General features: G+C 63.0%; 24 protein-coding genes and 1 pseudogene. 15 read left to right on the top strand and 10 right to left on the bottom strand.

Annotated features, from left to right (window positions below; all coding sequences use genetic code 11):
* Window positions 1–29: 29 nt before the first annotated feature.
* The 5 genes from JQT59_RS27795 (at window position 30) to JQT59_RS27775 (ending at window position 3,692) form a co-directional block, all read left to right on the top strand.
* The gene (locus JQT59_RS27795; RefSeq protein ID WP_249353880.1) at window positions 30–641 is read left to right on the top strand and encodes a hypothetical protein; all 612 of its coding nucleotides are present in this window, start codon (window positions 30–32) and stop codon (window positions 639–641) included.
* A gap of 6 nt (window positions 642–647) precedes the next feature.
* Window positions 648–1,286, top strand: a complete 639-nt coding sequence (locus tag JQT59_RS27790) for an RES family NAD+ phosphorylase (protein ID WP_213572786.1) — start codon at window positions 648–650, stop codon at window positions 1,284–1,286.
* A gap of 39 nt (window positions 1,287–1,325) precedes the next feature.
* Complete coding sequence (locus tag JQT59_RS37255) at window positions 1,326–2,090, top strand: hypothetical protein (protein WP_249353878.1); 765 nt, start codon at window positions 1,326–1,328, stop codon at window positions 2,088–2,090.
* A gap of 460 nt (window positions 2,091–2,550) precedes the next feature.
* Window positions 2,551–2,943: a hypothetical protein gene (locus JQT59_RS27780; protein ID WP_005564217.1), complete on the top strand. Its 393-nt coding sequence runs from the start codon at window positions 2,551–2,553 to the stop codon at window positions 2,941–2,943.
* Window positions 2,940–3,692: an RES domain-containing protein gene (locus JQT59_RS27775; RefSeq protein ID WP_213572785.1), complete on the top strand. Its 753-nt coding sequence runs from the start codon at window positions 2,940–2,942 to the stop codon at window positions 3,690–3,692. Before JQT59_RS27780 ends, JQT59_RS27775 begins: the two co-directional genes overlap by 4 nt.
* A 541-nt stretch (window positions 3,693–4,233) precedes the next feature.
* Here the strand turns inward: JQT59_RS27775 and JQT59_RS27770 are convergent.
* The gene (locus tag JQT59_RS27770) at window positions 4,234–5,376 is read right to left on the bottom strand and encodes a DUF1214 domain-containing protein (protein ID WP_249354672.1); all 1,143 of its coding nucleotides are present in this window, start codon (window positions 5,374–5,376) and stop codon (window positions 4,234–4,236) included.
* A 142-nt stretch (window positions 5,377–5,518) separates the two neighbouring features.
* Between JQT59_RS27770 and JQT59_RS37785 the strand changes: the two genes are divergently transcribed.
* Complete coding sequence (locus JQT59_RS37785; RefSeq protein ID WP_317756774.1) at window positions 5,519–6,064, top strand: YidH family protein; 546 nt, start codon at window positions 5,519–5,521, stop codon at window positions 6,062–6,064.
* Entirely contained in the window at window positions 6,046–6,459 is a 414-nt protein-coding gene (locus tag JQT59_RS27760) for a DUF202 domain-containing protein (RefSeq protein WP_213572783.1), read from the top strand. The genes JQT59_RS37785 and JQT59_RS27760 overlap by 19 nt, the downstream gene beginning before the upstream one ends.
* Before the next feature lie 76 nt (window positions 6,460–6,535).
* Here JQT59_RS27760 and JQT59_RS27755 read toward each other — a convergent pair whose 3' ends face one another.
* The gene (locus JQT59_RS27755) at window positions 6,536–7,534 is read right to left on the bottom strand and encodes an ABC transporter substrate-binding protein (RefSeq protein ID WP_213572782.1); all 999 of its coding nucleotides are present in this window, start codon (window positions 7,532–7,534) and stop codon (window positions 6,536–6,538) included.
* Window positions 7,535–7,680: 146 nt separating this feature from the next.
* Here JQT59_RS27755 and JQT59_RS27750 point away from each other — a divergent pair, with 146 nt between their 5' ends.
* Window positions 7,681–9,054, top strand: a complete 1,374-nt coding sequence (locus JQT59_RS27750) for a DUF1254 domain-containing protein (protein WP_213572781.1) — start codon at window positions 7,681–7,683, stop codon at window positions 9,052–9,054.
* Between the two features lie 913 nt (window positions 9,055–9,967).
* On the opposite strand, the pseudogene JQT59_RS27745 reads toward JQT59_RS27750, so the two are convergent.
* Window positions 9,968–10,459 (bottom strand): annotated as a pseudogene (locus JQT59_RS27745) (transposase); the annotation flags it as partial.
* A gap of 71 nt (window positions 10,460–10,530) precedes the next feature.
* On the opposite strand from JQT59_RS27745, the gene JQT59_RS27740 reads away from it, so the two are divergent.
* On the top strand, window positions 10,531–10,797 hold the full coding sequence (locus tag JQT59_RS27740; RefSeq protein ID WP_213572780.1) for a hypothetical protein: 267 nt from the start codon (window positions 10,531–10,533) through the stop codon (window positions 10,795–10,797).
* Window positions 10,798–11,472: 675 nt separating this feature from the next.
* On the opposite strand, the gene JQT59_RS37245 is transcribed toward JQT59_RS27740, so the two are convergent.
* Both JQT59_RS37245 and JQT59_RS27730 read right to left on the bottom strand, forming a co-directional pair.
* Complete coding sequence (locus tag JQT59_RS37245) at window positions 11,473–11,952, bottom strand: hypothetical protein (protein WP_249353876.1); 480 nt, start codon at window positions 11,950–11,952, stop codon at window positions 11,473–11,475.
* A 900-nt stretch (window positions 11,953–12,852) separates the two neighbouring features.
* Complete coding sequence (locus JQT59_RS27730) at window positions 12,853–13,533, bottom strand: HAD family hydrolase (RefSeq protein WP_213572779.1); 681 nt, start codon at window positions 13,531–13,533, stop codon at window positions 12,853–12,855.
* Window positions 13,534–13,622: 89 nt separating this feature from the next.
* Between JQT59_RS27730 and JQT59_RS27725 the strand changes: the two genes are divergently transcribed.
* Window positions 13,623–13,901 carry a hypothetical protein gene (locus tag JQT59_RS27725; protein ID WP_213572778.1) on the top strand — a complete coding sequence of 93 codons (279 nt, stop codon included), beginning with the start codon at window positions 13,623–13,625 and terminating at the stop codon, window positions 13,899–13,901.
* 249 nt (window positions 13,902–14,150) lie between these two features.
* On the opposite strand, the gene JQT59_RS27720 is transcribed toward JQT59_RS27725, so the two are convergent.
* Window positions 14,151–15,188, bottom strand: a complete 1,038-nt coding sequence (locus tag JQT59_RS27720; protein ID WP_213572777.1) for an alpha/beta fold hydrolase — start codon at window positions 15,186–15,188, stop codon at window positions 14,151–14,153.
* Between the two features lie 213 nt (window positions 15,189–15,401).
* Between JQT59_RS27720 and mscL the strand changes: the two genes are divergently transcribed.
* From mscL to JQT59_RS27705, 3 genes are all read left to right on the top strand, one after another.
* Entirely contained in the window at window positions 15,402–15,836 is a 435-nt protein-coding gene (gene mscL, locus JQT59_RS27715; protein ID WP_213572776.1) for a large conductance mechanosensitive channel protein MscL, read from the top strand.
* Between the two features lie 641 nt (window positions 15,837–16,477).
* The gene (locus JQT59_RS27710; protein ID WP_249353874.1) at window positions 16,478–16,675 is read left to right on the top strand and encodes an antitoxin VbhA family protein; all 198 of its coding nucleotides are present in this window, start codon (window positions 16,478–16,480) and stop codon (window positions 16,673–16,675) included.
* Window positions 16,676–16,737: 62 nt separating this feature from the next.
* Window positions 16,738–17,097, top strand: coding sequence for a hypothetical protein (locus JQT59_RS27705; RefSeq protein ID WP_213572775.1), 360 nt, complete (start codon window positions 16,738–16,740; stop codon window positions 17,095–17,097).
* A 21-nt stretch (window positions 17,098–17,118) separates the two neighbouring features.
* Here the strand turns inward: JQT59_RS27705 and JQT59_RS27700 are convergent, their stop codons facing one another.
* The 4 genes from JQT59_RS27700 to JQT59_RS27685 all read right to left on the bottom strand — a co-directional run bounded on the left by JQT59_RS27700 (window position 17,119) and on the right by JQT59_RS27685 (window position 20,880).
* The gene (locus JQT59_RS27700; RefSeq protein ID WP_249353873.1) at window positions 17,119–18,264 is read right to left on the bottom strand and encodes a lipase family protein; all 1,146 of its coding nucleotides are present in this window, start codon (window positions 18,262–18,264) and stop codon (window positions 17,119–17,121) included.
* A gap of 363 nt (window positions 18,265–18,627) precedes the next feature.
* Window positions 18,628–19,284, bottom strand: coding sequence for a TetR/AcrR family transcriptional regulator (locus JQT59_RS27695; protein ID WP_213572773.1), 657 nt, complete (start codon window positions 19,282–19,284; stop codon window positions 18,628–18,630).
* A 35-nt stretch (window positions 19,285–19,319) separates the two neighbouring features.
* Complete coding sequence (locus tag JQT59_RS27690; protein ID WP_213572772.1) at window positions 19,320–19,643, bottom strand: hypothetical protein; 324 nt, start codon at window positions 19,641–19,643, stop codon at window positions 19,320–19,322.
* 559 nt (window positions 19,644–20,202) lie between these two features.
* Window positions 20,203–20,880, bottom strand: a complete 678-nt coding sequence (locus tag JQT59_RS27685; protein ID WP_213572771.1) for a TetR/AcrR family transcriptional regulator — start codon at window positions 20,878–20,880, stop codon at window positions 20,203–20,205.
* Between the two features lie 95 nt (window positions 20,881–20,975).
* On the opposite strand from JQT59_RS27685, the gene JQT59_RS27680 reads away from it, so the two are divergent.
* Together JQT59_RS27680 and JQT59_RS27675 are read left to right on the top strand one after the other, a co-directional pair.
* Window positions 20,976–21,878, top strand: a complete 903-nt coding sequence (locus JQT59_RS27680) for a M24 family metallopeptidase (protein WP_213572770.1) — start codon at window positions 20,976–20,978, stop codon at window positions 21,876–21,878.
* Window positions 21,879–22,331: 453 nt separating this feature from the next.
* Window positions 22,332–23,489: an SDR family NAD(P)-dependent oxidoreductase gene (locus JQT59_RS27675; RefSeq protein ID WP_213572769.1), complete on the top strand. Its 1,158-nt coding sequence runs from the start codon at window positions 22,332–22,334 to the stop codon at window positions 23,487–23,489.
* Window positions 23,490–24,119 lie beyond the last annotated feature (630 nt).

The raw sequence follows: 24,119 nt of genomic DNA, 5'->3' as shown, positions 1-24,119 counted from the left end.
GCGCGGTACGCGGTACGCTATTGGCACAAATGGAGGTGGTGGACATGCTCGTCGACCGTGATCGTGCCCGCGACTCGATCCATGCCTTGTCGGATCCGGACCTCGTGGAGCTGTTGGTTGAGGAGTTCTCCCGTCGGCCGGCCCTGCGTCCTGTCCGTGACGATGTGACGGCGTTGCTGTCGATGAGCCCCGCGCTGGCACGTCAACAGGAGCGTGCGGTTGCCAACCCGGCCGCCGCGGCGGTGGCCCGCACGCGGATCGTCGCGTCCGTGCTGAACTCGATCGTCGACCAGCACGAGATGCTCGACTCCACCGCCGTCAGCCGTGTCCTGGGGAAGGCGGCCACCAGCCGCAACACTGCCAGCCGCCTGTCGGCAGCCGGCACGGTGATCGGCCTGCCGGTATCGGGGCACAAGCTCTACCCCGCCTTCCAGTTCGACGCCGAACGCCGGCAGGTCCGCCCGATCGTCGCCGAGATCAACCGGGCCCTCGGCGCGAAGGACGACCCGTGGGGTGTGGCGTCCTGGTGGCTCAGCCCGACCGACTTCGCCAACGACCCACGATCCCCGGCCGCCCTGGCCGCCGACGGTGGGCACGAGCAGGATCTGCGGGACATGGCCGACGACCTGACGCAGGACTGAACCCGCGTGACCTACCCGGATCCACCCACACCGTTGCCCGCTGCCCTGATCACCACCATTCCCGCCGATACCTCGCTGTGGCGCATCCACAGCGCCGCCCGCGGCGCCGCGGAGTTGAACCCCACCGCCCGGCCCCGCGTCAGGGTTGGGGGCCGGTTCGACAGTCTCGACGGCTCCTACGCGTACCTGGACCTCGGTGACAGCCCCGCTGCGGCGGTCGCCGAGACGCTCTGCCGCAACCTTCCTGTCGACCAGTCCCCGCGGCTGATCCCGCGGGCGAAGATCGCCGGCCGGGTCCTCAGTGAAGTGCGGACCACCCGCACGGTGAAGGTCGTGGATCTGACCGGGACCGGGGCGTCCCGGATCAACGCCGGCGCCTGGTTGTCCAAGTGCGACCCCTCCGGGTATCTGCACACCCGCCGATGGGTCGCCGCGATCCTCGCCGCGAACCCCGATGTCGATGGCGTGCAATACCGGCCACGGCACGACGAGAACACCGTCGCCTGGATGCTGGCCGATGACCCGGCCATACACACTCACCCCGCCGTCACTGCCGTCGGAGGCGTGATCGCGCTCGACTCCGCCGACGGGCACTACCTGTTGGGTGCGATCCTCACCCCGCACAACGCTGCACTCGGACCGTGATTGAGCCCCATGCGGACAGCAGTTCGGTTTCCAGATTTCATGTCGGTAGGACGCCCTCACCTCGGCATCTCCGCAGCTCAGGATCATTATGGGCAGACCCGGATCAGCGGCGCCCCGGTCGATCCCGGTCAGCCCGCCCTGTCGTTCGAGGCGTTCACCGGCGAGGTGCTGGCGTGGGTGCAGTGGTGGAACACCGAGCACAGCATCGGTGAGCTCGGTGATCGGACTCCGATGCAGTCCTGGGACGGCGATCCGACCCCGATCCACGACGCCGACGAGACCCGGTTGTGGATGTTCACCCTCGAAGACGACCGCCGCAACCGCAAGATCACCACCAAGGGCGACGCGTTCGGCCGCAACAGGTACTACATCGCCGAGTGGATGGTCGGGCTGGTCGGGGCCGGGGTACGGATCCGCTTGTTCCGGGCCCGACCGACGCCGCGCGACATTCGCCACACCCTCGTCGACGCCCTCGCGATCGGTGGCGCACCCGCCACTGGAGCCGATCGAATTCGACCGGCTGCTCAAGGACGTGCTCTCCGAACGATTTCGGGTGCTGGTCTGCGACGAGGCGCAGTGGATGTCGCGGGAATGCCACGACGCCCGCGTATGTACCCCCGCCGGCCCCCGCGTATACCCCGCCTGCAGCGTCGGGCCCGAAAGAGGGGAATCCGGGCTCGTTCTGCTCCGGTGGGACCGGCGTCTCCAAGAAGGGTGTCCCGATGGTGTGCGCGCCGGGTTCCGATGGCAGGGACCGCTGGCAATCAGCCAACTAACCCGGCAGCACGTGTTATAGCGCCATAACGCTGTGACGCCACGACGGCATAGTTACCACAGGATGAGGGATGATTCGGCGCCCTCGACGGCGCGGATCCCCGTTCAGACACCCGGATCGGCTGCGGCGCACCCGATCAGGACCAGCTGTTCGAGCGCCAGGGGAGGAGTAGGGAGGGCCTTCCGGGAAGCGTGGGGCAGCCCCGGTGGCTGGTGTCGTCGCGCCGGCCTCCTCCCTGGTTCCGTGCTGTTACCGGGGCGGGTAAGGGTGCGGTGTCCGACACGTGCCGATTCGTCATTGGCAACGACCCGACGTCGCACACGGCTGCGCGACCGCCGAGACCGATACGACGCCGACGAGCCCCCGCCGGTGCGTCGCGGAGACGGCGTACCCGGTGGGGGCCTCGCTTGCTGCCCGCGCAGTGAGTCGAGTTGACGGTGGTGGGGATGTCGGTTGTGATTTATCCTGGGATCAGGAGGTGGATCTGCCATGACAACCGCACACCCGCGACCGGATCTCGCCGCGTACAACGAGGCCGCCCGGATGAGCCAGCCGGAGCTGGTCACCGCCCTGCGCGAGCTGCTCGGCGCCAAGCTGGTCGCGTACCTGGGCCGGGTCAAGGAAACCCGCGCGGTGCGGCAGTGGGCGGACGGAACCCGGACCATCGGCAACGACACCGACGTCGAACGGCTACGGATCGCCTACCGCGCCGCCCGGTTGATCACCGCCCGCGACACCCCGGCGGTGGCGCAGGCCTGGTTCCAGGGCCTGAACCCGATCCTCGACGACCGGGCACCGGCGCTGCTGCTGCGCGAGGGGGAACTCGCCGACATCGGACCTCAGGTGCTCGCCGCTGCCCGGCAGTTCGCTGCCGTCGGATGAGCGACCCGGACTCCACCCCCGTTCGCACCGCACGCGGGCCGGTGTATTGCGCCCACCGCCACGGCACCGAGGTGCATCGGGTCGGCTTCGCCCCGTCGCCGTGGGAGTGGACACCGTGGGAGTACGCCACCGATGGGCGGTTCACCGGCCGGTGGGACGACCCGAACGGGGTGTGGCGCACCCTCTACACCGGCGCCAGCCGACTTGCGTGCTTCCTCGAAGTTCTTGCGTTCGCCCGACCGAGCCCGCAGATGACCGCAGAACTCGACGACATCGTCGTCGACGACGAGGACGAGGCCGCGTTCCCGAGCCTCCCGCTGGGGCTGGTGCCGCGGTCCTGGTGCACCCCGCGCCTCGCCGTCCGGGGCGCGGTGACGGGATGGTTCGCCCTGCCCGGACACCCGGAGACCCTGGCCACCCTGCGGGCCGGGTTCCGGGCCGCCGCGATCCGGCACGGACTCGACGACCTGGACGGGGCCGCGATCCGCGACGGTCGCCCACGCGCGCTCACGCAGGCCATCTCGCAGTGGATCAACACCCTCACCGACCCGGACGGCCAGCCGGTCACCGGGGTGGAGTTCGACTCCCGGCACGGCGACGGGCTGCGCCTGTGGGCGATCTACGAACACCCCGGCGACCCACCGATCAGCCCCCACCTCACCGCACTCGAGTCTGCTCCCGTCAGGCCGGACGATCCCGAACTGGGGAATGCGATGCGGCTGCTCGGCCTCGAATGGGACGACACCTGATCGATCGCGACGGTGGTCAGCGTTGGTACGAGCCGCCGGCAACCGTGTGGCGCCGCACCTCCAGTCGCCTGTGACGAAAACCCCAGTACTCCAGCGTATCCGAGGCGCGGGGTTCCGACTTCGGGAACCGGTCGGACTCCACCTGCGCAGGTTTGGGTCCGCAGTCAGGCTCGCGGCTGGTGCGCGGGATGCCCGGAGTGCGGCCGGGAAGATCCCGCCCGTGTGGCTCGGATCGGCCGCTGGCCGACTTCGGGGCGCGGCCAAGTCGGCGACGCAGCTACGGTGATCGGCCGTCTGTTGCAAGACACGGCGCTCTAGTTGACATAACATAAATATCGGTGTGGCGCAGCATGTTTCGTCACCAGTGACAGAACGTAACGCGAATCCCACTGCTACCTATCACCGAGTAGCCGCCGGCAGATGCAATCGCGAGCTCAGGGTCGATCCACCTGGCGATCGCAATGTGCTCTTGGAAGCGGCCCGTCACTGATGTCTTGTACGCCCGGTGTGGCGCGAGGACAGCCGCCGCGCGGAGTGCCGATCATTGAGCTACACGGGGCGTTACCAGAGGGGGTGCCCAGTCGGTTTGATCTGGTCCATATAGGCGCAGCATCAGCCTGAAATCACCGGGAGGGCAAGGTAACCAATTGCGTTCGGGTTCATGAGGGCGCTCAGTTTGGATCCATACTTCAAGTCGCCCGTCCGCGCCTTCCACCAATCCGGGGGTGCGGTCGGTGATCGCATACCGGGCTAGCTCGTTGCCATAGAGCAAGCCGGCTTTGTGATAGATCGTGAGCGACCAAAAGTATTTGGCTGGAGGATAATCGTCCGGTTCGAACGTGATCATATAGGCGTGGGCACCGTTGAGTTGTTGGCCTTGATCGTCTACTTCACAGACGGGATAAAGGGCTTCGATGGCTGGGTTGATGTAGATCTGCGAGTATGCGACTGCGGCTCGCAGGAGATGGTCACCGCCAAAGTCGGCGCCGCGTTCATTGAGCGCCCATCCATTCCTGGTTTCGCCAAGGGTCTTGACGTGTTGAGCGATCTGATCAAGCCCGGCATTCAGTCCGTCCGAGATGGCGCGCCACTCGACCGAGGTGGTGTCGCGCACCAAACATTGAAGACACTCGACTTGCTCAACGACTGTCGATGGGATGCTATCGGGTGCGATTGCGGTCATCGCATGCTGCAGTGAGTCGAGGAAGCCAGCGGGGTCAACGATCTCCGCGTTCCGTTCCCTGCGAACCAGGTCCGTCAGGGATTCGGACGCGGCTCGCGAAGGCATAGAAGGGCCGGTGAGCTGTATTTGTTCCTGGAGTGCGCGCGCGAGTGCCGTGTCTTCCGGGTCTTCCGGCAGTACCAGCACTCGTATGGCGACCATCACGAAGCGGGTTGAACATTTGATGGCGGTTTCGGATTTGCCGTCGGCAAGAGATGGGTCACCCCGACAAATGCGTATCGGGGGGAGCTGAGGACCTGAGGTGCGCTGGCCCAGGACAATTCGTGTTGTCGTATCAGATTCGCAGATCTGGACACTGTAGTAACGATCGCCGAAGTTCGGCATCGTCAGCAGGAACGGTCCGGCGTCGAGGTCGAGGAATGCCAACGAGTAGAGCGTGTCCACGTTGGGCGCTACCCCTGCAGTGAGGGTGTGATCGGACAGTCTGCGTTGATGGCCCATCGTGTTCAGCGGAGCGCCGGCAGAAGTCTCGGGTCGAGCAGCGTCCGGGTCCAGTGGGTTCGTGAACCGTAGCCGAATCCGTTGAGCAAAGATCAGCGGAAAACCCCAGATCTGAAGAGATCGGGCCGCCTCGTCGAGGCCGATGGAACCAAATGCGCGGTCTGGCAAAACAAGTCCTTCTGTTCACGGAGTGTGGGTGATAAGCCTCGAGTCCGATACTAAACTGAACTCAAGTAGAGTTGCGGTGAATGAGGTGACAGGCCGCACTGTCCTGCATTGCGGCGCCGATCAAACTGCGGGAGAACAAATGGTCAAGCGGGCGAAGCGAGTGGCATCCCAGAGGTTTCCGCGAGCTGTGTATGACAGAGGCGAAGAGCCTGATGTGCGATTCAGTCTCGCGAATGAGCGCACCTACCTCGCGTGGATACGTACTTCTCTGGCCCTGATGGCAACTGGAGTAGCGATTCAGGCGTTCGAGATTGGAGATCACTCAGTCGCTAGCGTTTTGGCTTCGGTTGCCCTTGTGGGTAGTTCGATCGGTATGCCAGTGCAAGCGTGGTGCGGTTGGGCGAGGGCCGAACGCAGCATGCGCGAACGTACGCCGCTGCCCGATCCGCGGGGGACGCTGCCGCTTGCGCTGGTTGTAATCGGTGCTAGCGGTTTGGTTTTGTGGTCAGTGTTTCAGTGATCCCGCACCGGTCCGAGGACAGTAAACCAGCCACTTGCGCACCGCTGTTCATTACGCTCGACGACGGCGGCCTGCAACTCGAGCGAACGTTGTTGGCATGGGAACGTACGTCGTGCGCATTGGCGCTATGCGCTATCGCCGGCGCACGGGTGTGCATGTCGCTTTCGACTGCTGCCCTTACTGCCATCGCGTCGATGCTTGCAGCACTCGCACTTACGCTGGTAGCGATCCTCTATCTCAGGAGGCGAAACACACGACCGCGATTGGCGGTAACCGATGATGGTTGTATCCACCTGGCACTGGCGCCCGGTGCTGCTGCGTTGATGCTGGCCGGTCTGACCTCAGTCAGTGGCGTGGTCGCCTTGTTCTTGATCGCCGGATTCGTCGCCCTATGAGATCTGATCAGTGATCTTCCCAGTCCGAGCGCCGTACGACTGATCGCACGGCGTTCACCTGGGACTGTGAGACCACTTATGTGAAGAGTTGTTCCCATTCGCGCGACGCTTTTTCGACGTACTCCGAGGTAAGTTCGGTCGGATCGGGCGACTGTATCTCGTGGGCGTTTGCGACTGCACCTGGTATGTCGGGCAAGGCGGTCGCTGTTGCGGTAGCCAGAGCGGTTTGCCCTTCGACGCTGACTAGAAAATCGGCTAGTACCTGGGCAGCGTTGGGGTGAGGAGCAGCCTTGGTGACGTGTCCGTAGAACGGCGTACCCCACGATGGCTTGGGAAGTGTCCAGTTCACTGGTGCTCCCGATTCCAGCTCGCGAACAAGGGGTTGCACCATGGGCGAAACAACTACTTCCCCCGACGTCAAAGCTTGAGCAACGCCCAGCGCACTCGGATAGATCCGGGGGTTCATTTTCGCCAGCCGTTCAGCGAAATCGTCTCCGAAGTTCTCATTGTAGAAGTCGTAGAAGTCGACATACGAAGCGATACCCACGGGTTTGACGATGCCCACCCGCCCCTGATATTTGGGGTCGAAGACGTCCGTTGGATCTTGAATCCCCTCCGGAACGACGGTCGTGTTCCATCCCAAGCCGAAGGTCGCGGCGGTAGTCAAGAAGAATCGATCGTTCTTGATGCTGACATCCGGCTCATAAGCTGGGTTGTCAAAGCTCGGACCTAGCAGTGTAGTTGAGTAATCACCGCTGTCGGACGCGCTGGCAGTCCACGCCGTATCAGTGGTGATATGCACGTCGGCCGTCCCCTTGCCGGTGCGGTTTTCGACGTCGATACGAGGGATGAGGTCAACGTCGGTTCCGCGTACGAACTCCAACGTGATCTCTGGATACTTCTGAGCCCACGCAGCTTGCAGGGCTTCAAGGTTTTTGGGGTGCTGCGCCGAGTACAGCATCACCGAACCTTCGCTTTTGGCCGCCGCGAGCACCTCGTCCCAACTACCCTCCACGACCGACGAACCGCCACCGCTGCTACATGCCACTGCCGCGCTTGCCAGGACAAGAGCCATACCCGTACCTAGAACCCGCCTAGTGAAGTGCTTCAAGGGAACCTCTCAAGATCGTACTGGTCTGGTGAAGTGAACTCAGGTAGGTTTACCATGCTACGTGAACAGAGTGATGTCAATCACTCATTAGGCAAGGAGTAACCAGGCTCATGGCCTTTGCTCGATCTAGCTACGACCCGACCGAGGCAACGCAACTATCAGCATCTGCGCGAGCGGACATCGTTCCCCACGACGGCGATGATCATGAGAATCTGAGTCGTACCGCGATGATGCAGGCCGTGATCTACGGCCTGCCAAGCGTCTACCAGTACGCGAGCATGTGCTCGACCTCAGCACCGAAGACACCGGCAGAGCCCTGGCGCCTCAATACTTTCGCCCATGACCGGCAGATCGCGGACTCGACTTACAAGGCATTTCGCGTGCCCAACGTCGACACCCTCTACTCGAACGGGTGGCTGGACCTCGCCGACGGGCCCGTCTTCATCGATCTGCCCAGTTTTGGAGAGCGCTACTACACACTTCAGCTTCTCGATGCGTATAGCAATGTCAGCAATATCAGCAGTCGCACCTACCCTGACGCGCCGCAGCGATTCGCGGTCATGACCACAGATTGGCAGGGCCCGACGCCGGCCGATGTCGAGGTTTTCCGCGTAGCCACACCGCTGATGTGGGTGTTGATGAGGATCCAGGTCTTCGGCACGGGCGACCTCCCCGTCGTACACAAGCTTCAAGATGAAGTCACGATCAGCACAGATCATGCGGTAACCACAAATCGGTCCTGGCCGATAATCCACCAAGAGGAAGTAGAAACGTCGTGGCAGAGCTTCCTGTCCGCCCTGGACACTTCGCTTCGCATCAACGGTCACCCGCGAAACGACCAAAGCCACGTCCAGCAATTTCGGATCCTAGGAATCAGCAACCCCGACATATCCAGCAGCGGACTTCGCGAGCTCGATGCCGCAGCCGCCCGCGGCGCAGCCCAGGGCTTTTCCGACGCCATGAGTTTACTCGCGCGATCGCGACCCCAACTCGGCGAACCGATCGGAAGCGGATGGACACGTGTCCTAGACAAAGGGACACATGGCGACAATTTCCTTGCACGCGCGGTCATGAACTTTGTTGGCCTTGGAGCAAACGTAGTTGATGAAAACTGCTCGTACAACACATATTACGACCGAAACCGCGACCAGTTGAATGGCTCCGACCACAGCTATCAGATACACCTCACAGATCCGCCGCCCGCCAAAGCCTTCTGGAGTATCACTCTCTACGACCTGAACGGATGGCTGTACGCCGCACCAGCCGGCAAACATTCAGTCGGCACTTCAGGCCGAGAAGAAGACGCCGCCGCATACCCGATGACCATAACTATCAGCAACGAAAGACCAGCCGTGGGCGAATGGCTTCCATGCCCAGCAGGCCCATTCTTCATCGCGCTGCGGATGTACCAACCCAAGAACTCTGCCCTGCACGGCGAATGGACACCTCCCCCGGTCCACATAGTCAGCGACCCGACGCACTGACCAACATGTCACCGATCGAGAGACCATGAGCGCCGCCTGAGCTAGACGCCTCGCTTGTTGGATGGCAACGCGCGTGAGATCGAATGACACTTATCTGGAAGTCGGTAACCTGCGCCGGCGAGCGCACCGAAGTGTCTACGAGTGACAGATGAACTGAGACGAAGACAGGTTCCTCACCGGTTCGCCGTTCGGGTGACACCTAAGATGGGGCCGAGGCCCGGGTCTCACAACAGGCCAGCAGCCGCGTCCTCCCAGATTCGTGTCACCGAGTCTCACATCGCCGTCAATGTCTCAACTGCATTGTCATCCGACACGACAATCCGTCATCCGACAAAGATCGAGGCTAGCCAGACAAACAGGGATGTCTCAATTTCGGACGTAGCCTCCGTTATCGGCAGTCGAAAATCATGGTGGCGCACTAGCATCGTGATGGCATGTAACGGATGCGCCTCGAACGCTGACCTCCCGGGATGAGCCTCTCGCGAATTGCCCGGCGCACCTTGTCGGTGGTGGCCCTCTGTAGTGCTGCTTCGATGTGGTCCGCACCGACGGCCTTGGCCGACGTCACCGATGTCACAGTGCTCCCGGGATTGAGCAACGCCCCGCTTCCTACGGGTCCGGCTGCACGTATCTCGTGGTGGCCAGAACCTCCACTCCGATAGAGCGAAGCGTGTCGATCGTGGACTACAACCGTGCCTCGACGTTCTTCCCCCAGGAACTGATCTGGGACACCATAGATCCGTACTACAACTCACCGGTCATCCTCGGCCACGCGTTTTCGCTCTGGACCCCCACCGCGCCCGGAGAACACACCCTCATGGCGTACCAGACATCTGCTGGCGGGCCCGTCGAGACCGTCACCGTGACCCCGGGCACCCCGATCGGACCCCACCTCCCTGCACGCAGTGCTCGGGGAAATCTTGCTGATCGTCTCCCTCGACACCGAGGCGCCTGGGGGCACCTCCCGCCTGCGGGGGAAGACGTCGTCGAAATGGGCGACGATCTCGCCTGTGGTGAGGCCTTTCGATGAGAGCGACAAGATGATCTCGTCGACACCGGTGAGCCGTCTCTGTCGTTTCTTGACGATCTGCGGATCGAACGAGGCATCGGTATCACGGGGTACCTGGATTTCGACCGGTCCGATCTCCGTCAGCACCGTTTTCGCTCGTCTGCCGTTGCGGGAGTTCCCCCCGTTTCTCCCTTCGACCTGGTGTTTTTCGTAGCCGAGGTGCTCTTCCATCTCTGCTTCGAGAGCGGTCTCGAGCACGTTCGCTGTGAGTTGGTTGAGTAGTCCGTTCGGTCCGACCAGTTCCACGCCGTCCGCGTTGGCCTGCGCCAGAAGTTGCTGCGCCAACTTCTGGTGATCGATCTTCGTCTGATCCATAGGATCGAGTGTCTCGGTCATGATTCCGCCTTCCCGCCAAGCAAGCTCGGCGTGTCGGCCAGACTCAGATCAACCGATTACCGGACAGTCCCATGTATATGGATATCCGCAGTGGTGTCGCCCCGGGTGAGGCCATTTCCGCAGGCACAGTCGGTGCCGCCGCAGCGATCGGCACTGCCGCGGTCCTGGGTACGGGCATCGCTCCGGCCCTGGTGGCTGCTGGGGTCGGGATGGGCGCGTACTACGGGACCCGGTGGGCCTACGGCAAGCTTCCGGACGGAGTCAAGGGCACCATTGATGACGCGGTTGGTGCGGTCGGTCATTCCATCGGCAATGCATGGAATTCGATGTTTGGGTAGGGATGCGTTGTGTTCTGGAAATACGTTAAGTGGCTCGGAAAGTGCTTTGTCTATTGGGTTGTGACGTTTATCAGCGGCGGCCTCGACACCGGCGACCCCCCGCGCCGTCCTCGGCGCGGGATACAGGACTATCCGTCATATAACCCGGACGCCGATGGACGGAAATGAACCTGTGAAAAACAGCGATGTACGGTCTCGGCGTACAACGGTGTTGGTCGCAGCCGTATGCGGGTTAGCGGTGTATCTCGGCGCCGTCGCATTGTTCGGTTACGCGTGGAGCCACGCCCAATCGGATTGGGCGAGGATCGGACTCGTGGTAGCAGGGCTGTGCGTGGGGACGCCGATGATCATCGGCGTCGGCCACGTTGGGCGGGCCGCCGGTCGGCGGAATCTCGTCTGACCACGCCTCCGTGAATTTTGGAGGCGGGCGCAAAGTAGTGAATCGTCCCGGGTCTGATGCGCACCTGCTTTCTTGGGAAGGTGATCCTTATGCCGAATGTCTATCCAACCGAGGTGCGGGGGAAGGCGATAGCGTCCGTTCGTGCGGTGGATTTTGCGAGGGCAACCGGAGGCCGCTCCCATTGCCCCGCACTCGAGGGTGCGGGCCCTTCTTCGGCAGCGGTCCTCGAGGCAGTCGGGCTGTCTTCCTTTGGAGCGCAGGGTGGAAGTCGCTATTCAGTTGCCGATCTTGAACGTGTTTCCGTTGGTGTCCTCGCAGTGGTGATAGGACATGGCGTGGCTGCGTCCCTCGACGTTGGGCCAGGAGCATGTCCAGTTGTCGATGGTCAGGAAATGTCCTTGGCCTTGTGATTGGGCGAGGTTGTTGATGTAGTGCTGGGCGGTCGTCAAAGCGGTGGGGCAGTGGACCTCACCGTGCAGGACGATCACTGGAAGGGATTTGCTGTTGGCGACGATGAAGTCGCACATGATTCCGGCAGCGGTGAGCTTCCGGGCGGTCGGCGGCAGTGAGGGCCATGGGGTGTCATTGGTGGGTGTGCTGTCGAATGGGGTGATGTCATCGGTGGGAGTGCGTGCAATGCGTGTTTCTTCTGCTGGGCAGTCGAAGTGGGTGTTGTCGAATGCGTGGCCCGGAGTCGGGAGGTTTTCCCGTGTGGCGCCTTCTTGCCAACTGGCGGCGCGGTAGGTGTAGTCCATTCGCGTGCGGGACCGAAGTCAATGCCGGTGATTTGGGTGATTGTTCCCGGAGATTTTGGAGCGCACCGACTGTAGCTGTAGTCACCGCCGGCGGTGGCGTAGGTATTCCATATGTCGCGGTTGCCCCATTTGCTGTAGAGCGGGCCATCGACGGGTGTGAGTGAAGTCCGATTCAGGGTGAGGACTTGGAATTCGTTGTGGTCAGCGAATTCACCTGTCCACAGGATGAGTTCGGGTGTGCCGTCACCATCGATGTCGGTGACGGTCTCGAGTGCGGCATCCTGTTTGCCTGCGAAGCTATCGCTGGTGGGTCCCAGTCCGCCTTGTTGGCTCGAGGTGGAGCCAGGGTAGGTGGCGACAGAGTCGCTGAGGCCGACGTGAACTTGCAGGCTGGGTCCGGTGGTGATCGCGATGGCGATGGGGCTTGAGGTTCCAGGTCCGCTCAGGGGTGCTGGGGCGGCGCTGCAGGGGTCTGCGTAGTCGGCTTGGGGTTCGGGTGGTGTCGTTGTGCTGGTCAGCTTGGGTGTGGGGGCGCCGGCCACCGGCGCCGGATTCGGGTTCGTGGTTGATCCACAGGATGCGAAAGTGCAGGTCCAGTTTGCGTTGCACGAGCCGGCGCAGAGCCGAGTCCGCGAGCAGCCTGTACTCGCGTGGCCGACGGCGATTCCGTTTGGCTGCGTGGTCGGCGGACCGCGGAAGGTAGCGGCCGTGCGCATTTGGTTCCCGAAGCGGAGGGCGGTTCGGCCGGCCCCGAATTTCCACATGCATTCCCAGCACCGCGGCGTAACCACGATGCGCTCGTATCTACGTCATGGCAATTGATGGGTGTGGTCGAACCTGTCGACGGACAATCCCATGACCGGAACCGTTCCCGGCGTTGTCAGCGCGCCCCGGAGACGGTCACGCGCCAGGTCGAGACGGGAGGCGATGTGAGTGGGATTGTCCGCCGACGATGCGGGCGATCGCTTCTGCGCAGGATCGGGCGGTCAGCGTCGGCGGCGGGATCGACGTGTCCCACTGCCGTCCACGGGTGATCCACGCGGTGGACAGGCCGGCGGCCCGTCCGCCTTCTATGTCCGCGACTGGGTGGTCACCGACCATCCAGCCTCCGTCGAGGCCGATTCCGGTCGCTGCCGCCGCTTTTCGGAAGATCCGCGCGTCGGGTTTGCGGACCCCGACCGCTCCGGAGATCACCGATCCGGAAAGGTGCCGGTCGAGACCCGAGAGAGCGAGCTTCGCCTCCTGTTGGCGTGCGTCCCCATTGGTGACGACCACGGGGGTCCACCCGGCGGCGGACGCGGCAGTGAGTGCGTCGAGAACGTTCGGTTGGACGCGGATGTCGGCCAGGTGCTCCATCAGAGCCTCGACGATCGAGTCTGTCGATCGCGTGAGCGTGTAGCGCTCACGGATCGCCTCGGCGAGCTGGCGCCGTGGCTGGTAACCGTCCCGATCGGCCCCGATTAACCACTGGGCCTCCTGGGCGCCGCCGCCGAACTGTGCGACGAATCGTACGCACCAGGTACCGAATGCGGCGGTACGGTCGATGAGGGTGTTGTCGAGGTCGAGCAGCAGCAACGACACGTCATGAAGCCTATCTACACGTGACCTTCTGTGTTGCGGGGGGAGTAATCGGACCTGCGACTGTCGGAGCTGTCTGTCACACTCGAGGTATGGAGGGGGCCAACAAGTATGCGCGTGAGGTGATTGCTGCGTTGCGTCCGGTACTGCCGGCGCGGACGCTCGATCATGTGAGTTTCTCGCTGGAGACCGGTCAGGTCGACAAGGCGCTGATCGAAGCGCTGGGTGGGGCGGTCAAGCACGAGGTGACCGTTCCCGCCATTGTGGTCGAGGCGGTGCGGAAGTTGCTGGCGGAGGGGTCGTTGCGGCGCCGCGATGCCCGTGCGGTGCACCGGATGCTGCCGCGGCTGCGCGTGGACACCGGGACCTGACTCGTGGGCACCATCCGCATGATCACACGGGATGGAATGCGGTGGCCGGTCACTGTGTACGTCGTCGCCGCGGTTTGGGTGTGTTGGTGCGGCCGCCTTGGCCGGGCCGGTTGTTCGCCACTGATCGCCGCCCTGGTGGCATCTGGGCTGTGCGGAAGATTTGGAGGGCGGGTAGGCGGCGGTCCCCGAACATGCGGACTGCAGTTTCTCGCTGTGCCGCGTGATGGTCGGCCCACCTCGGGGTCGGGGTCACGTCGCGCTGCGTTCGTCGGATTCGATCGCCTCACACAAAGCTTCCCGGGTGGCCGGGGTGCCGGTGATCGCGTACTCGGTCGGACCGTTGATCAGCAACCTCTGCCAGGTGGTCGGGTCGAATTCCAGCGGGCGGGTCGCGGACAGAAACGTCTCGACGGTCCGCAGGAACCGCACCGGGTCGTCGCGGAAGGGAAAATGACCGGCGCCGCGGAAGATTTCGAGGTGCGAACCGGGCAGCGCGGCATGGGCCAGATACGCGTGATCGACCGGGATGACGACGTCCCGATCGCCCCAGATGAGCTGGACGGGGACGTTCTCGGTCAGGTAGCAGCGGTCGAGCATCGTGACCACCTGCCCGCGCCAGTCCATCACCGCACGCAGGGTACGCAGGTAGGCAGCGTGAGCGGTCGGCTCGGCCAGCCCTGCCAGGATACGAGTCAGATCCGCGGTGTCGTGCAGCGCCGCACCGAGTGGGAGGCCGGTGCCGCGGATCTGATCGTGGACGGTGCCGATCAGCCGCACGGCGGGCAGTGCGCCGGGAAGGCGCAGCAGTTTCAGGGCCTCGTTGAGAACCGGCACCGAGCTGAGCCGGAGAAGGGGATGGACCTCCTTCGCGACGCCACCGGCGGAGACGAGGATCAGCCGATCGACCATCTGCGGGAACTGATACGCGAACTGGGCCGCGACCCCGCCGCCGAGAGAGTGCCCGAGGATGGTGACACGGGCGACGCCCAGGGCGGCGAGCAGATCGCGCATCCCGTTCGCGTACGCCGCGACGGAGTAGTCGGCACGCGGCTTGTCGGACCGGCCGTGGCCGAGTAGATCGGGGGCGATGACGGTGTGCGTGCTCGCCAGGTGCGGGATGATCTCGGCCCAGGTGGACGAGTCGTCACCGATACCGTGCAGCAACAACAGCGCAGGACCGTCCCCGGCCATGCGCACCGCCCGCCGATACCCGTGGATGGTGCGGAACACGGTCCGCACCCCGGTCTCGGGAACAGGTTTCAGAGTGCGACCTCGCACATTACTCATCTCGCCCGCCTTCACTGCGTCGGGCCCACATTCGGACTCCATCGGGTAGTTAACGGAAATGTAGCTGGACGTTACTTCTCGAGTTGAGATGTGTGCAAACCCGTGAAACAGTAACATCCGAATTTGCGGTGATGCCCGGTCCCGTTCCCTAGTTTCCGGCGGCGCATCCTGCCTGATCGATGTGTAACCACCAATTCACGGAAGGCGCGTCCCGTGTTCAAAGGATTCAAAGATTTCGTGCTGCGAGGGAACGTCCTCGACCTCGCTGTGGCCGTCGTGGTCGGCGCCGCGTTCACGGCCATCGTCACGTCCTTCACTCAAAACGTGATCAACCCGCTCGTCGCGGTGGCCGGCGGCGGCAATGAGCTGGGGTGGGGCTACCAACTTCTGGCGGACAACCCAGCGACCTTCGTCAACCTCGGCGCGGTCGTCACCGCGGTGATCAACTTCGTGATCATCGCCGCGGTCGTCTACTTCATCCTCATCGTCCCGGCCAACGCCGCGAAGAAGCGGTTCGTCACCGAACCAGGGGACAAGAAGGCCAGCGAAACGGACCTGCTCATCCAGATCCGAGACCTCCTCGAAACCCGGCTGGACACCAAGGGAACCCCGGCTGTGACGATCAGCCCCCGCAGCCCTCTGTCCTGAGCCGCCACGGCGGCCGACGTGGCCAGTGTGGGGCGCCCGCGACAGGAGTGGCCCGGCACTCGGCGCGCATCCGATCCAGTCCACGGTCCACGGTCCACGACGTTGTCCAATTGCTTCTCACCGTGGAGAGAGGTCGACCTGCGTACGGTTGGGACTGTGTACGGCTGGGATGCGCATCGCCTGGCCGACGACCTTCAGGCCTGCTGCGAGCCCCGGCAACCGCGAGTTCGGCCGAGCGCTCGGGGTCGACGCCGAGGTCACCGGGCCACGCCACGGGCGAGTACTCGGGCTCCCGCCTGGTCGGGCACCGTGACCGCGTCAAAGGGAAGCACTGGCTGCGGTCAGCATTCACTGGGCGCCGAGCTCGTCCCGGTGACGGCCCCCTACTGGTGCGGTTACAGGCAGTCGAAGTGACGTGGACGAGGGGAGGCTACCGATGTGGTGATACGCCCTGACCTGGACCAAGCCCTACCACTGACAATCGCCGTGTGGCGCTACACCGAGTAGCCCCCGGGCGTGGGGCATTGCCGTCCGGCGATGACTTCTGCGTCACGGAAAATACCTTTGAGCTGCATATATAGAAATCTCTCTGTACGGTGATGGAAGCGATCGAACGTATGGCACGGAGGGGGCTGGGCTGCATGACCACTGCACACATCGCCACCACACCCACCGCATCACGCGGTGTCGAAGAGTCGGTGCGGTTCGCAGCTGCAGGGGTTCGTCTTGCCGGCGGCACCGTCACCGAAGCCGACAAGGCGGCTGCGCGCCGCGTTGCTCGTGGCGTGAGCACTCCAGAGGAAGAGTTGGCGGCGTTCCGCGAGGAACTCGAACTCTGATCGTCCATTGCCTTCGACAACTTCACAGTTTCGTTCCACGCCGTTACGGCTACTACCCCGGCGTGGGTGATCCGATCCGCGAGGCAGCAGAAAGGCAGTTCCGGAAGCTGGTGGCCGAGAACCTGGGGCGCGGGCGTGGCCGCACAGAGTTCGTCGCCGGCTCGCCGATTACTGGGGCGAAATCAATACTGGTGGAAGGCCATCATCCAAGGAGTGATGTCGTCGCCGATGTCGTCGAGGGTTCGTCCGTCCGAACGGTTTGCACGGCGACGGCAACGGATGCCTGTCGGCTGAAAGTGTGCTTGCATACTGCGTTCGAACTCATGGATTCGCTGCCGCGGTCTCGTCTGCACGGTTCGGAGGAGCGCGGTGCCACGTCGCTCTCACTGCCCGAGTGGCTGACGCGGTCGATTATCGTGTAGCCGGCGTTCGAGGTCAGTCGGTCAAGCACCGCACGCGGAGTTGACGGGTGCCTTGTTGATTCGGTCCCACAGGAATTTTGCCGCAAGCGGCATCCCGGTCGCCGCTCCGAAATCGTGACTAAGAGTTGATCCCGGTAGCAGCGGCGGTGTGATGTCGTCTTGTGTGTATTCGACTTCCGCCCCCAATGCGCACCATCTGTCTCTCAGTGCTGCAATGGAATCAGCGGGAACGATGTCGTCGTTGGTGGACGTGTGCAGGTATACCGGGGCAGAGGGGGCCGTGCGACCGATCTGTTGATCGTCGACTACCGCCGCGAGTTCCGGCTCTTCGGACAGGATCTGCGAGAAGGATTTTCCATCGACGCTGTAGTCGGTACTACGAGTATCCAACGATGTCAGCCCGGTATCCGGCACGCATTGCGTCGCGCTGGTCTTAAGCCATTGCTTTCCCTTGTCGTTGAGCCGCTTGTCGAAGATCGGCCCTAGCTCGGGGTACCTCTCCATCAGGCTGTTGAGGGTGTATCCGATCGCTCCGGTGAGCAGTGACCCATCTGCCTTGCGGAGAACTTCGCGCAGGTCGGGATCGGCGGCCCCCGCATAGGTTCCGAGCATATTCAGCTCCGGTGCCCGTTCACCGACGATTTCTGCAGCGGATGCGCTCGCCCCGCCGCCTTGGGAGTAACCCCAGAACGCGATCGGCGTGGAGTCAGGCAGATTCCACAGTTGATTCGAGGCCCGCGCGGCATCGACGACGGCGTTGCCCTGCTCGACTCTGTTGACGTAGGTGTGAATCCCGGGAGTGCCGAGTCCGATGTAGTCGGGCATGACTACGCGAAACCCTGCGGTGAGCAGCAGGTCCGCATCTGTGACGTTGTAGTTGACGGGCAGGCTCAGCTGAGGGCTGATCTGAATATTGAAGGCCCACGCAAGGTTCTTCGAACCGGCGCATTGATCGCCCTGGCCGAACGTACCCGGAGCAACGACGACGGTAGGCCGTTCGCCGGGGCCTCGCCAGGGAAACGCGGGCGTGATAGCTGCGCCCGTGGTGGCCACGGGAGTTCCGTCCACGAGAGTGGAGGTGTACATGATCTTCTCGCTGTTACCCGGCCACGTGTCAGGGATGCCGGGTATCTGGCCGAACAGGGGGGTGGGCTCGGACTTGATCATCGTGCCCTCCCCTGCCGGCAATATCGTGGGTGGTTGATAAAAATCTTGCGATTCCGCGTGGGCGAGAGCGGGAGTCATGGAAACGGCTCCGACAGCGAGTAAGCCCACTGCCGCGAGACGGAGGAGCGCAGCCTTATGCATTTCTTCTCAGATCTTCCGTGTCAGACATTGGTGTCTAACTTTCCTTCAAAGTAGCGTACTTGTGATGGGACTCGCAATGGGGGTTGCGCATCGGTGTTCGCCACAGTTGGCGTTCATGAGCGTGCTTGCAGGCGAGCTGCTGCCGAGGAAGATTCCTGGCCTGCGGAGAAGTGCCGGGATGCCGAATGGTCTCGACGAGAAGAGAGAGGATCGGATTTCGGATCAGCTGGTCGAGGCGTCGGTGCCGATCAGAGCGCTCAGAATCGTGGACATGACTTTGACGAGACCGTCGACGGGCGGACGGGTGGGGGCAGTGCTCCACTGGTGCACGAGAGCCATGAGTGCGCCGATGAACGCCGTCGACGCCATGTCGTATCCGCCGGGGGGAACAAAATCCTCACCCACGGCATTTTGAACTGTCGTTTTGAAGAACGCGACCCATTCTGTGCGACGCGCTACTCGGTGTGCTTCCACTCGGGGACTGACCCCGACGATGTCTACGAACAAGATCTGGGCTCGCCGAGGATCAAGGCCGATCGACTCGACGAACGCCGTCATCGCCGCTTCCGCGCGATCGGCAAGTGTCGCGGGGTTTTCGGCGGCGATCGCGGTCAACATCGCGTCCCGCGCGTCGCTCTGAATCTGGTCGTACAGTGCGATCAGCAGATCTTCACGGCTGTCGAACTCGTCGTAGAACTGTTGTCTTGCAAGACTCGCGGCGGCACAGATATCTGCGACCGAACTTGATGCGTAACCCTTGTGCGAGAAGACGTCCAGCGCAGCCCAAATGAACTGCAGTCTTCGTTCGGCACGCCGAGCCGATACGGGTCGACCACCGTAGTTTCGAGTCTCGTCGCTGACCTCCTGCACGTCGTACATGATAGTCCCCTCCCTCGGTGGGCGACGCAGAGACCTCAGGCGTAGATCGCCTCCACGTCGGAAGCGTAATGTGCGAGGACGACGTCACGTTTGATCGACAGCTTCGGCGTCAGTTCTCCGGCACTCTGAGTCCATTCGGTGTCGAGGATGCGGAACTGTTTGATCTGTTCCGCCTTCAAGACCATTTTGTTGGTTTTCGATACCGCGCCGTCGATTTCGGCGTGCAGGCCGTGAACGAGTTGCAGGTCGGAGACGGATACTTCCTGGGGCAGGCCTCGCCGCTCCCGCCACGCCCGAAGCGCCGTGGAATCGAGCGTGATCAGCGCACTGACGAAGGGGCGTGCGTCGCCGAGCACCATCGCCTGATTGATCAAAGGATGGGCACGGAGGGCATTTTCGAGTGGGGCCGGCCGATGCCGTTGAAGTAGTGCCCGAGTCGTGTCCCGAGAGGCACGCCGCCTGAGACGACGTGGGTGCACTGCCCTCCGAGCGCGGTCTTGATTTTCGTAACGCGTCGACGCCATGATCGCCACGCGATCCCCCAGCGTGATACCCGAGGCGATCAACCCGGCAGCGCAGCTGTGACGTGCTCCGCGAATTCTGCCGCAGTGACATCGGTCCACTGTGCGTCCTCACCGCGTTTCCTGAACGCGACGAAGTTCGGCGACTCGGCTGCGTAGCGAAATAGGTTATCAGCCAAAGATATCCGATTCGGCGATCAGTGTGACTGGTAAGTTGAAAGCGCGCATGTCTGTCGATTCCCTTCGAGAGGCAGCTCGATGGCAGTCTCCCGCCGGGTTCGACAACTGTCAGGCACAAGCATCTCACTCTGTCGAGTGCTGCCTCTGCGCCGCGCGCAACTTCCGGCCCCACCGGGTGCCTAATACTGCAACGCCAGTTATGGGACGTGTCCGAGGTTCAGGTGGTCAGGTTCAGCGCGGCGGCCTCCGCGGTCTGCGGTCGAACCGCAGTTGTCACTAGTCGGACTATCCGTTGTGCCCCCTCGACTGCCGTGCCTGCGTCGGTTCCGTGCAGGCCGAGTACCGGGTCGAGACCTTGCACGTGAGGTGCCAATGCGATCTGAGGGAGAAGTACCAACAAGGTCGCCAGAAGAGCTGCACGATCGGCGTCTGCGCGAATCTGACCGCTCCGCACACCCGCATCGATGATTGGCTCGAGCATGGCGAGGTAATGCGGATCGATAGCGGCTCGGACCGCCGAGCGGCCGCGCGCATCGGGTTCGAGCGTCGAGGCTGCGGTCAAAGCACGCTCGACAGGATGGTCAAAAAAGTAGCGTACCCACCGCTCGACCATGCTCTCCAGTGCACCGAAGAAGTCCACGTCCCAGGGAAGCGTAACCGCGTATTCGTTCATCGCTGCCCGCACCCGCTCACCGGACAACTCGGTCAGATGGGCATACAGGTCGGCCTTGTCATCGAAGTACTGGAATAAACTGCCCTTTGACACGCCCGCGTTACGGCAGATCGTGTTCAGGCTGGCTCCGCTGTAGCCGTGGGCGCAGAACTCATCCTGCGCTGCACTTAGCACGGCGCTGCGCCGCGCCTCCGGTAGCCGCGCCCAGGTCGATGTCGGCACCCGTCCTCCTTCTTGCGTTTGACGACGTATAAGAGCTGGTCTAGCTTATGACCACTGGTCACATGACCGGTGGTCACACGGAAAATGGAGATGTCATGCCAACCTACACCGATCCACCAACCGCGGCCGACGCCAATCCGATCGAGCGAGTCCTTTCGCGGATTCGTACCAAGTCCGCCGATCTTCCTACCCCCGAGGAGGTTGAAGGCTTTCGCCTGGCTCAGAAGCTCTCTTTCTCCTGTGCCCAGGCCGTGGCAGCCGAGATGCGACCCGGCTGGACCGAAGGCCAGACCCAGGACTGGATGACGAGCTACCTCCACGACCATGGGGTGAGGACCAGCTTGCACAAACCGATCGTTGGTTTCGGCCCGCGCTCCCTCGCGCCCGATGCCGAGTGGTTTCCCGCCAAAGGCGCCGGCTTGACGCTCGAGGACAACGACGTCGCCATCATCGACTGCGCACCCATCGTCAACGGCTACGCCGGTGATGTGGCGTACACAATCCAAGTGGGCGATGTCCCTGAGCTCACCGAAGCGATGGACTTCCTGTCCGATCTGCGCAATCGCATCCCGGGACAGTTCACCCTCCCGGAGACTGCGGCCACGATATTCGAGTGGGTGACAGGCGAAATGGAAGGGGCCGGCTACCAGAATGCAGTCAACGGATACCACGGTCACATCCTGGGTCACCGCGTCTATCGTCACCGGCCTGCCTCGGCCAACTTCCGCCACTACCTGCCGACGGTGCCGTTCGGCTACAAGGCGAGCTGGCATTCGCCCGGCTTCCTCCTGAAGTCGATACGTCGTGCCCTCATGCCTGAGCTTCTGGGCCCGTTCCACACAGGGCCCAAGACCGGTGTTTGGGCGATCGAACCTCACCTGCGCGTCGGCACGAAGTACGGCGTCAAATTTGAGGAGCTGCTAGTCGTCGAGGATGGGTACGCATATTGGCTCGACGACACCTCTCAGAAGCGCATCGTCATAACGGCTGGGAACTGAACAGCTGGACAGGAAGGTGAGCTTCCGCCGGATCGAACAGATTCACCAGCCCCGCCGTCGCGACGGCGCACGCTTACCACCGAGGCTACAAACGCACGGGGCACGACAGTCACGGCCCACCATCCGCCATTGCCAGCAACCTGCCTGGCCGAGATCACTTGGAGTGTCGGCTTATTCGAATTGTGCGGCCTCCACGGTGAGCTTAGCTCAGCCCGACGTGCCGTGCGTCTGTGCAGGCACGGTGGCCGACGTCCGACCAGGCACCTGATCACCAGGTATCACCTCAGCTTGGTTGAGGCTGGCGCCGCGACACACCGAATCTCGTCGGGCACTCGCGACTGACGCTGGCGGCACCCGTACAGGAGGTCGCCGAGACCCCGAGCTCCACACCATCGGCAGAGTCCGAGAACCCAATCACAAGGGCTGGAACAACTCGTTAGAAAGGGCGGATAGATGGCACGCGCGAAGTTTGCTGACTACCTGGATAAGAACATACTGATCACAGGGGCGGCGTCGGGACTTGGACTCGCACTGACGCACCAATTCGTGCGCCAAGGCGCCCACGTCATCCTGCTGGGGCGTTCTGCGGACAAGCTGGAGCAAGCGCTCACGAGCATCCAAGATCTGGGCGGTAGTGGGACCGCGCAATCCGTCTCGGTGGACGTGGTGGACAACGAAGCATTGCAGGCTGCGCTCGAGCCACTCCTGACCGAACTCGGTGGGCTGGATGTCGTAATCAACAACGCGGGTATCAGCGGAGAAGCCTACATCGAGGATGTGCCTCTGTCGGAGCACCACAGGTTCATGGAGACAAACTATTTCGGGTGCCTGAACGTGATTCAGGCGACTCTGCCCTACCTGAAAGCCAGCCATGGCACGTTGATCAATGTGGCGTCAGTCGCTGGCCTGCTCGGTTCCTTCGGTTTCTCGGCTTATTGCGCATCCAAGCACGCGCTGGTGGGGCTTACCGAGGTCCTCAAGTATGAGCTCGAGCCACAGGGAGTCAGGGTGCATCTCGTGTGTCCGAGCGAATTCATGACCCCGATGGTTGAGTCACTGGAGATAGCTCGGACACCCGAAAATCGTGCGGCTACCCAGACCATTCCTCGGGTGACGACGGAGCTTGTCGTGGCGGAGATACTCGACGGGATCGATGCCGGTATCTACCGAATCATTCCAGGAATTCGGACGAGGGTGCTGGTCCGAGTCGGGCTGGCTCTGCCGGGATTGAGTCGCTGGCTGGTCGCCAGGCGCATTGGTGCTGTCTACGTCGGCCCCGGACGGCCGTCCCCTCGGGTAACCCATGATCGGCGGGTATTAAGTGCAGTCGGACGAGTCGCACTACAAACCGGCGGCACCGCGCCGCCACGGCCACGCCTGGGCATCGTCATCGGCGGGAAGGGTGTAGCGCCCGGCGTCACACCGCAGGCCGGTGTCTCGATACAGCCACCCCACCGCCACGAACATCCGAATTGCTGTTCACGGACCAAGTCGCGCACGGCGGCCTGTGGCTCGCAGCGTACGAACCGCGCAGCGCTCTGGCGGTGGCTGCAGTCTTCGGTGCGCCGGCAATCGGGAAACTCTGACACTCAGAAAGGCTCGATCCAGTGACCTCGACGGACCTCGAATCCACCCCTCGCCTATAGCGCTCGCGTGTTCTCCGGCTGGAGGAATAGTCAAATCCTTGAGTTAGGCGACCTCCGATACCAGGGTCAGCGCGCTCGAGGGCGCTTGCTGCACGGGTCGGGTCTGACGCGCGGAGTTGATGCGTCTGGCGGCGCAGCGGGTGCTCGAGGCTCCCGGAATGATCGAACACGCGGTGAATCGCGAGATCTTCCGCGGCGAGAAGAACAGAGCCCATCTGATGGCCCGCCACGCCCGACGCCAGGCGCGGCGCCGCACGCAACCGGACTGACCCGCCGGGCACCCTTCCGCACCCACAGGAACTGACCGACCGCTGCTGTGGGTCAGTGCGTGGAAGCCTGGGTGCGTGTCGATGTATCCGCCTCCGGCGGTTTCCAGGCCACCTGCGGTGTCCTCCGAATTGAGCGGCGCTGCGCTCCCCTGGAAGAGCGGCGGTTATCTGCGGGACCTGCTCGCGGGGCGATCAGCTCGGCGATCGTCGTGGGGGTCCCCCATCTGGCGCAGATGACTGCGGACCCCAGATCAGGGTAGAGCTTTCGACGCAGCACAGTGAACCATTTTCGGTACCGGCGGCCGCTCCGGCTCACTGCTGAACCG

Origin of the sequence: Rhodococcus sp. USK13 (assembly GCF_018343855.1) — a bacterium.
Classification (GTDB): Bacteria; Actinomycetota; Actinomycetes; order Mycobacteriales; family Mycobacteriaceae; genus Rhodococcus_F; species Rhodococcus_F oxybenzonivorans.
This window is presented reverse-complemented; position numbering and strand designations above follow the sequence as displayed.

Bases quoted from the DNA above. Each gene is read 5' to 3' on its own strand.
- JQT59_RS27795 (WP_249353880.1), top strand. From the start codon at position 30: ATGGAGGTGGTGGACATGCTCGTCGACCGTGATCGTGCCCGCGACTCG.
- JQT59_RS37255 (WP_249353878.1), top strand. From the start codon at position 1,326: ATGTCGGTAGGACGCCCTCACCTCGGCATCTCCGCAGCTCAGGATCAT.
- JQT59_RS27780 (WP_005564217.1), top strand. From the start codon at position 2,551: ATGACAACCGCACACCCGCGACCGGATCTCGCCGCGTACAACGAGGCC.
- JQT59_RS27775 (WP_213572785.1), top strand. From the start codon at position 2,940: ATGAGCGACCCGGACTCCACCCCCGTTCGCACCGCACGCGGGCCGGTG.
- JQT59_RS27770 (WP_249354672.1), bottom strand. From the start codon at position 5,376: ATGGGCCATCAACGCAGACTGTCCGATCACACCCTCACTGCAGGGGTA.
- JQT59_RS37785 (WP_317756774.1), top strand. From the start codon at position 5,519: ATGGAACCAAATGCGCGGTCTGGCAAAACAAGTCCTTCTGTTCACGGA.
- JQT59_RS27755 (WP_213572782.1), bottom strand. From the start codon at position 7,534: ATGGCTCTTGTCCTGGCAAGCGCGGCAGTGGCATGTAGCAGCGGTGGC.
- JQT59_RS27750 (WP_213572781.1), top strand. From the start codon at position 7,681: ATGGCCTTTGCTCGATCTAGCTACGACCCGACCGAGGCAACGCAACTA.
- JQT59_RS27740 (WP_213572780.1), top strand. From the start codon at position 10,531: ATGTATATGGATATCCGCAGTGGTGTCGCCCCGGGTGAGGCCATTTCC.
- JQT59_RS37245 (WP_249353876.1), bottom strand. From the start codon at position 11,952: ATGGACTACACCTACCGCGCCGCCAGTTGGCAAGAAGGCGCCACACGG.
- JQT59_RS27725 (WP_213572778.1), top strand. From the start codon at position 13,623: ATGGAGGGGGCCAACAAGTATGCGCGTGAGGTGATTGCTGCGTTGCGT.
- JQT59_RS27720 (WP_213572777.1), bottom strand. From the start codon at position 15,188: ATGAGTAATGTGCGAGGTCGCACTCTGAAACCTGTTCCCGAGACCGGG.
- JQT59_RS27710 (WP_249353874.1), top strand. From the start codon at position 16,478: ATGACCACTGCACACATCGCCACCACACCCACCGCATCACGCGGTGTC.
- JQT59_RS27700 (WP_249353873.1), bottom strand. From the start codon at position 18,264: ATGATCAAGTCCGAGCCCACCCCCCTGTTCGGCCAGATACCCGGCATC.
- JQT59_RS27695 (WP_213572773.1), bottom strand. From the start codon at position 19,284: ATGTACGACGTGCAGGAGGTCAGCGACGAGACTCGAAACTACGGTGGT.
- JQT59_RS27690 (WP_213572772.1), bottom strand. From the start codon at position 19,643: ATGGTGCTCGGCGACGCACGCCCCTTCGTCAGTGCGCTGATCACGCTC.
- JQT59_RS27680 (WP_213572770.1), top strand. From the start codon at position 20,976: ATGCCAACCTACACCGATCCACCAACCGCGGCCGACGCCAATCCGATC.
- JQT59_RS27675 (WP_213572769.1), top strand. From the start codon at position 22,332: ATGGCACGCGCGAAGTTTGCTGACTACCTGGATAAGAACATACTGATC.